The 7,721-nt window shown below is 42.7% G+C and carries 4 protein-coding genes; 1 reads left to right on the forward strand and 3 read right to left on the reverse strand.

Features of this window, described 5'->3' with window-relative positions; translation table 11 throughout:
- Positions 1–54 precede the first annotated feature (54 nt).
- The 3 genes from V7K49_RS12540 to V7K49_RS12550 form a co-directional block, all read right to left on the reverse strand.
- Positions 55–1,821, reverse strand: coding sequence for a sensor histidine kinase (locus V7K49_RS12540; protein WP_335205754.1), 1,767 nt, complete (start codon positions 1,819–1,821; stop codon positions 55–57).
- Between the two features lie 63 nt (positions 1,822–1,884).
- On the reverse strand, positions 1,885–4,101 hold the full coding sequence (locus V7K49_RS12545; RefSeq protein ID WP_442948665.1) for a sensor histidine kinase: 2,217 nt from the start codon (positions 4,099–4,101) through the stop codon (positions 1,885–1,887).
- A gap of 958 nt (positions 4,102–5,059) precedes the next feature.
- A complete protein-coding gene (locus V7K49_RS12550; RefSeq protein ID WP_335205756.1) occupies positions 5,060–6,151 on the reverse strand; it encodes a hypothetical protein in 1,092 nt (363 codons plus the stop codon).
- A 337-nt stretch (positions 6,152–6,488) separates the two neighbouring features.
- On the opposite strand from V7K49_RS12550, the gene ada reads away from it, so the two are divergent.
- Positions 6,489–7,565 (forward strand): bifunctional DNA-binding transcriptional regulator/O6-methylguanine-DNA methyltransferase Ada, encoded by a 1,077-nt coding sequence (ada, locus tag V7K49_RS12555; RefSeq protein ID WP_335205758.1) that lies wholly within the window; start codon positions 6,489–6,491, stop codon positions 7,563–7,565.
- Positions 7,566–7,721: the final 156 nt, after the last annotated feature.

The raw sequence follows: 7,721 nt of genomic DNA on the forward strand, positions 1-7,721 counted from the left end.
CTACTTTGCGGTTCGTTTAATAAATATTAAGTGCATCTTCATGGAGAATTGGTATCAGCTAATAGGTAAGGTAAACCAGAAAGTTGCCCCTGCATCCAATCCACTATTCATACCAATTTCGCCGCCGTGAGCATTGATGATTTGCTTACATAAATACAAGCCCAATCCCAAACTTACAGAATTACGGATACTTGCACCCCGAAAGTAAAGGTCAAAAAGCCGATCGCTTTGTTGTTGACTAATTCCCACGCCGTTATCACTAACAGTACAATAAATTTTGTCATCCTTAGGGATAGCGTTGATTGTCAAGACCAATCCAGGGGGATTATGTTTCAGAGCATTAACAATTAAGTTAGAAAAAACTCGCCATAGTTGCGTGGGATCAGCATTCACTAAGGGCAAATCTGCGGACACCAGATTTATCAGCTTGGCTTGATTTTGCTCTAGCAATGGCTCTAAATCGGCGATCGCAGCTTCGACGACTGCCAGTAATTGTACGTCTTGAAGTTGTAAAAAAACACCTCGTACCTCACTAATATGAGCTTCCATCAACGAATTAATTAAGTTCAGTTGGCGATCGCTACTTTGAATCATCCGCTCTAAAATGGAGCGGGAAATCGAAATATTATCCTCTGGACGCGCAAGCAAATTTTTCAGCACCATTAAAGTACCCAGCACTGGGTTGCGTAAGTCGTGGGAAACTGCATGGAAAAATACTCGTAGTTCTTCTTCAGTTTGTTTGCGCTGGGTAATGTCTTCAATCAAACCTTCGTAATAAAGCAGTTTTCCTTGTTCGTCAAGCACTGCGTAGGCTTTTTCCGAAATCCAGACAATACTCCCGTCTCGGCGATAAATTTGGGACTCAAACTCAGAAACGCTGCCATCCTTTTCCATCAGGCGCACAAATTCTGCCCGGCGGTTCGGATCAATATACAGTTGATGTTCTATATCAGTGAAATTTGCTGTCACCTCTTCCGCGAAAGAGTAGCCATAAATGCGTGCTAAAGCAGGATTTGCCGTAATGTAACGTCCATCAGGACTGCTTTGAAAGATCCCTTCAACAGCGTTTTCAAAAATGCTGCGATATTTAGCTTCTGCAACCTTGAGCTTTTGGTAGGCAGATTCCAGTTCTTGACGGGCGTAAAACTCAGAACGTTGCAGGCGATCGTATAGATAAACACCAATATCACATATAATACAAAACCAAAAAATGTATAAAATGAACGTTACATTATATATTTCTGGGTGTTGGGGGATTGGTGTTTTTAGCCCAAGTGCCGTATTCACACCAAAATAGTAAACCAGCACACTCACTTGAGTCAGTAAGTGAATAATCCAGCAGACAGGCATCAACACAGCTTGGCTCAAGAACAGCAGTGACCACCCGATGGTATCGGGTAGTGCGAAACCTCTAAGAGTTGCAAACAACTGTGATGCTAAACTAATTGACCAAGAAGACCCCAAAAATAATAAATCTGGACGCTCACGACCTAATTTAGTTTTATGTAAAGCAAAGCAGATCAGTATACTCAGGAGCATTGCAATATTGATTACAAGGCGTTGAGTTCTAAGTACTTCTGGCAGATTTTCCAACTCTTGAAAAGGGAAAAACAAGCCATAAATGTCTCGCAAAGTAAAAGACAACAGACAGATCAGCGCCAGCCATAACCATAAACGTAATCTCTGCCACAAAAAACGGTTACGCCAAGTTCTGTAAAAAGTAGTGGTTTCATCTGTTCTTGGTGCAGAAAAGGTTTTTCTCCACCAGCTTTGCACTGTTGTAAATGGAGTAGCCATTAGCATCCGAGCAACTTTGCCCATACCTTGAGGGTGTTTCCCTTACTCAACATTGCCATAAATAACACCCTCTCATTTTTTGGTGATTTATGGGCGATTTGTTGCGGATGAAGTTGCTAAAGGTAATGTAAACCAGAAAGTTAACCCGCGCTTGCGGTTACTAATAACACCGATTTCGCCGCCATGTGCCTTAATAACTTTCCGACAAAGATACATTTTTAAGCCAATGCTTGTGGAACAACAGTCTTGGGGATCACGGACATGCAAATCGAAGAGGCGATCGCACTCTAGTTTACTCATTCCCACACCGTTATCTTGAATCTGAGTGCGAATCATTCCTGCCTCAACAGTGGCACTCAGAAGAAAATTTAATCCTGGTGGATTATTTTGCAAACTATGTGTTACTAAATTTGCCAAAACTTTCTGCAACCGAGTCGTATCTGCCATTACTAACGGTAAATCTGCGGGAACCAAATTCTTTAGAGTCGCTTGATTTTGTGTCAGCATGGGTTCAAACTGGGCGAACATTTCTCCCAGTAGGGTGCTAAATTGCACAGGTTCGAGTTTGATGTGAATACCCTGTTGTTCACAAGAATTAATTTCTAGCAATGAGTTAATCATTGTCAGTTGGCGATCGTTGCCTTGAATCATCCGCTCGATTATTGAGCGAGATACTGGAATTGGGGATTGGGAAGAGGCAGAGGGGCAGGGAGCATGGGAAAGAGGCAGAGGGGCAGAGGGGATGGGGGGCAGAGGGGAAAGACTTGCTGTAATTTCTCCCCTGCTCCCCTGCTCCCCTGCTCCTCTGCTCCTCTGCCCCTCTGCTCCCCCCACTCCCTGATTTAACAAATTCTTTAACACCATCAAGTTACCCATTGCCGAAGTTCGTAAATCGTGGGCAACCGTATGTAAAACAACATCTTTGACGCGATGCAATTTTTCAACTTCTTGCATTTTCTGCTGCAACTGTGCTGTCCGTTCTTCTACTTGGTGTTCTAAATTAGTGTTAAGTTCTGCTAGTTTTTGGCATATCTGGCTTTGCTGAATGGCGATCGCTACCTGTTCTGACATCTGCTGTAACAAATCAATTTCTATTGGCTGCCAATGACGCGAACCTGAGCATTGATTGGCAATTAACGCCCCAAATAATTCGTTGCCTAGCATAATTGGTACAGCCAAGCTAGCCTTCGTTTGGAATTTTCGACAGTGCGCTCTTACTTTGGGAGATACTGCCATTTGCGTTATGTCTTCAAAGACACGTACAAGATTATCTTTTAGTAAGTTTCTTACTTCTTGTAGATAAGCTTCATCATTAGTAGACCAACCTGAGACTGATGGGTATTTAGGATCTACTGATTCGGCAAGAGTTCTGACTCCTAAATTAGCATTATTTAAACTAATGAAAACTCGATCTGCTTGCAGAAATTGCCTGACTTCCGTCACGGTGGTTTGGAGAATTTGCTCTAAGTTAAGCGAAGACCGAATTCGCACTAGGGTTTCTGCCAACAAGCGATCGCGTTGTGCTGATAGGCGTAATTGCGCTTCTACCTGTTTGCGTTCTGTAATGTCGTGATGCACTGCTAGGATGCACGGGATACCATCCAAATCAATGACTTCGGCTGAAAGCAGTGCTGTAATTATCTCGCCAGACTTTTGCCGAAATTCAACTTCCAAGTTACGAGCGACTCCTGTGTCTTGCAACTCCTGCACCAACTTCAGGCGATCGCGATCGTGTACCCAAATATCCAACTCAAAAGAAGTTTTACCAATCGCTTCATCTCGCTCATAACCTGAGAGTTCCACAAAACTGTCGTTAACTTCAACCAAGCGTCCTTCTTGGATTGTGCTAATCGTAATTGAATCGGGGCTGCAACTAAAAGCTTTAGCAAATTTTTGGGCAAGATTTTGTAAGCTGACTTCTGCTTGTTTGCGATCTGTGATATCTCGCACAATTGCTAGTACCTCATCTTGACCACTCACTACCAACCGCGCCTCATAATCTCTAACTCCCAAAGGCGTTGGTAGCTGATATTCACAAGTTTGCAAAGTTCCAGAATCTAAAGTTTTAGCGATCGCTTCCAGGCTAATCGTTGCAACATCACTAGGCAATAACTCTTGCACATGTTTCCCAACTATTTCTTCTCTGGTAAGAGTGAGATTTGCTCCCTCACTTTTCAAATCTAGATACTCGCCATCGCGGCTAATGCGAAACATTAAATCGGGGATAGCATCTAAAATTGCTTTATACCGCGCTTCACTCTCAAGCAATTTTTCTTCGGCTAGTTTTCGGTCTGTAATATCCATAACCAAGCCATTCCAAAGGAAATCGCCATTACCTTGTAATTCGGGTTGCGAAGTCCCTTGAATCCACTTAATGCCACTAGGCGTAATGATCCGCCCTTCCCAATGCCAAGGTGTAAGATTTGTACTACAAACAGCAATAGATTCTGTAAAGGCTTTTATATCCTGTGGATGAATCAGTTTGTATACCACCCGAAAGTCTGCCTGTACGGCTTCTGGTTCTATTTCAGACAAATATTGACAACCAGAACTAACATAAGGGACAAACACAGAACCATCCTGCTGTTGCAGAACTTGGAAAATTATTCCTGGTAAATTGACAGCAAGTTTTGAGAGCAAGTTAATAGCCTCTTGCTGGCAATTTGGTGTATACAGCGATGTTACAACGGTTTCATCCACTCTTTGACCCTTTGATAGCAAGCTCTTGATGTACAATTAAAAGCCAAAATAATCAACTTAACAGTTTTGATTCTGTAGGCATAATCGCTAATTATCGTGTCCGCTGAATTGCCCATAATAAAAGAACCTCACCTCGCTTCTAGCTAAAGCTAGAGATTCCCCTGCTCTAGTAGGGGAGGGGAGGGGCTGGTCTTGATAGGTCACGCAGAAATCACAAGTAATTTACCGGACATGATATAACAGAATAAAAACAGCGCCTTATTTCAGAGTAGTTCCTGATGAGGCGATCGCATTCCCCCAATCGGGTGAACCATTTGACCACGGGGAGCAAAAAGTGAAGAAAAAGTTAGTTATAAATAGTGACCAACGACACTTTTAAAGACGCTGCTAGTACCGCAAGGCGGAAGTCAAAAGTCAAAAGTCAAAAGTCAAAAGTCTTACGGAATAAGCTCTTTAGGGTTTTTAAATGCTTGCTGTATTTACGCCGCTTTGTACTAGTCTTAAATTAGTTTTTATAATTTTACACCGAGGCTATTTTGAAGACAATAATGATGGTACTATATCATGATGATTGAATTTGATGAATAGCCCAGGCTAGGGCTTCCAAAAACCGCCGGAAAACTATTTCATCCTTGAGAGCAGAAAATGGAATATACCAGCAATAAGGATTAACAGAAATTGATGTCCCTACCGAAGACTTAAATCGATTGAGAAGTTCTGCTTTCTTCTCTTCTAAATTAAATGGTGGCTCGTAAGCTAAAATCTCCACAGTGGCATTAGTCCAAATTCGGAAAAAAGTGCGAATCTTCCCCTGATGATTAACTTTAGGAGCAAAAGATCCGGAAGTTCTACCTGTACCCCATTGAATCTGTAACGTCTGAATAGTTGACCATTCCAGAATTAGGCTAGCAACCTTAGCTGCTTCAGGGCTGTATTTTGTTTCAATTTCTTTTATGAAAGATGATGCATCCCATTGTCTTTTCTCTGGGGGAGGTGTGGGAGGATTCTTAGTATGACCAATCACTCTAGGAACCAAAGTCTTTAAACCCTGACCCACATATTGTTTAATCTCAACTGCCAACACCTGTGTTGGATTCATTTGCTGATTTAAAAACTCAACTATCCGCTGAAGTTCAGCAGGAATTTTATCAGCCACAAATACCAGACGGACTTTACCTAATTGCAAGTTGACTTTGACTTGTTGCCAAAACTTTTCTATATCAGCCTCTTCGTTGCCGAGGAAATCTATTAGTAACTGTTCAGCATTAGAATTAGTTTCAAACTGGGCGCGGATTTTCTCAATTGACCAATAAAGTACTGCATTAGCTGCATAGTCAAGCATCTGACCAACCACTTCTCGCCGAATGCGGGTATCGCTGCTGCGCTTAACTTCTACTATGGTAGGAATTCCATCTTGGTCGAGAAATAAATGATCGAGCGCCCAGCGTCCAGCACTGTCTTCGCTATCTGGTATTGCTATTTCCCGTAAGACTAACAGCCAGCGTCTAGGTGCAGCACTGTCTATCTGTTCTCCTGCTAACAAACTTGGATAGTCAGCTAGTAGCTTTTGTAACCCATCCTCTGATTCATACGGTTCTTCCTTCATTTCAACTAATCGACAATTATCTTGAATCAGGTAAATACCACCACTCATAAAAATTCCGCTGTGTTGACCTATTTAAGGTTCCCGGTTTTATCGAGCAGTGAACACTTTGTCAGCTAATTGGCAGATTACAGTAATTTTCAGGTAATTCAACCATAGGGTAGGGGCGCACAGATGTACGCCCCTACAAGGGATTGTGGTTTAAATAGATGAAAAAGGCTGTAAAAAACTGATATAGCCAACTTTGATCGCAATAATCAGATAGAAAGTAGTTTATCAATAGATTTAATCTAGTTTTATCTAAAAAAATAAACAGAGTTACCAATAGCAAAAACGAAAAATAGGTATTTTCGAGTGGATACTTTGCAATACATCCAAGGAGACATAAATGCAATTACAACAGACACCAGTTTTGAAAGAAACTCTTTGGGAAGCAGTTCTCAATCGAGATTCGACAATTGACGGCAAGCTTTTCTACGGTGTTCGCTCTACAGGCGTTTATTGCCGACCGATTTGCCCTAGTCGCAGACCGAATCGCAATCAAGTTTGTTTTTTCCAGTCGGCACAAGAGGCTGAAATTGCAGGTTTTCGACCTTGTAAGCGATGTCAGCCACAATTTGAAAAAGTTTCAAATCCGGCTAAGTCCAAAGTTTTAGCAGCATGTCGATTTATTGAAGCACAAGTCGATCGCATCCCAACTCTCTCAGAACTATGTTCTCAGGTAGGAATGAGTCCCACCTATCTGCAAAGAATATTCAAGCAAATAATTGGCGTATCCCCTTTTCAATATGCAGATGCGCTGCGTAACCAACGATTGAAGCAGCATCTTCAGTCAGGCGAGGAAATTGCTCATGCAGTTTACGACACGGGGTATGGTTCAAGTAGTCAACTCTATGAGAAAGCACCTAAGCAACTGGGAATGACACCAAAGACTTACCAACAAGCTGGAAAGACAATCAGCATTGTCTATGCGATCGCTCCATGTCCACTAGGATATTTGCTTGTGGCAACAACAGAAAAGGGTATCTGTGCCGTTAAACTAGGTGATGAAGCAGACAAACTTGAACATACTTTGATCAAGGAATTTCACCAGGCGCAGATCATGCGTGATGACCAGACACACAAGGAATGGATACAGGCAATCCTCGACTTTATTGCCGGAGGTAAAGCACATCTTGATTTGCCACTTGATGTCCAGGGGACAGCATTTCAGAAACAGGTTTGGCAAGCATTACAGAAAATTCCCTATGGCGAAACCCGTACCTATACTGATATTGCGCGTGATATTGCCAAACCCCAGGCAGTCCGCGCGGTGGGTAATGCTTGTGGAGCTAATCCGATAGCGCTGGTTGTACCATGTCACCGTGTCCTGCGGAGTGATGGCAGTGTTGGTGGTTATCACTGGGGGATTGAGCGCAAACAAAAACTGCTCATACAAGAGTCAGAGCGCTGCGTGCAAGACTGAGTATTAGGGACTGGGGATTGGGAAGTTTGAGGTTCCGAGATGGATGAACGGAGTTCTGAGGTGGATGAACGGAGTTCTGAGGTGGATGAACGGAGTTCTGAGGTGGATGAACGGAGTTCTGAGGTGGATGAACGGAGTTCTGAGGTGGATGAACGG

Source organism: Nostoc sp. (assembly GCF_036919675.1).
Lineage (GTDB): Bacteria > Cyanobacteriota > Cyanobacteriia > Cyanobacteriales > Nostocaceae > Nostoc.

Excerpts from the sequence above, each read along its gene's own strand:
- V7K49_RS12540 (WP_335205754.1), bottom strand. The coding sequence starts at position 1,821 with ATGGGCAAAGTTGCTCGGATGCTAATGGCTACTCCATTTACAACAGTG.
- V7K49_RS12550 (WP_335205756.1), bottom strand. The coding sequence starts at position 6,151 with ATGAGTGGTGGTATTTACCTGATTCAAGATAATTGTCGATTAGTTGAA.
- ada (WP_335205758.1), top strand. The coding sequence starts at position 6,489 with ATGCAATTACAACAGACACCAGTTTTGAAAGAAACTCTTTGGGAAGCA.
- V7K49_RS12545 (WP_442948665.1), bottom strand. The coding sequence starts at position 4,101 with ATGGATATTACAGACCGAAAACTAGCCGAAGAAAAATTGCTTGAGAGT.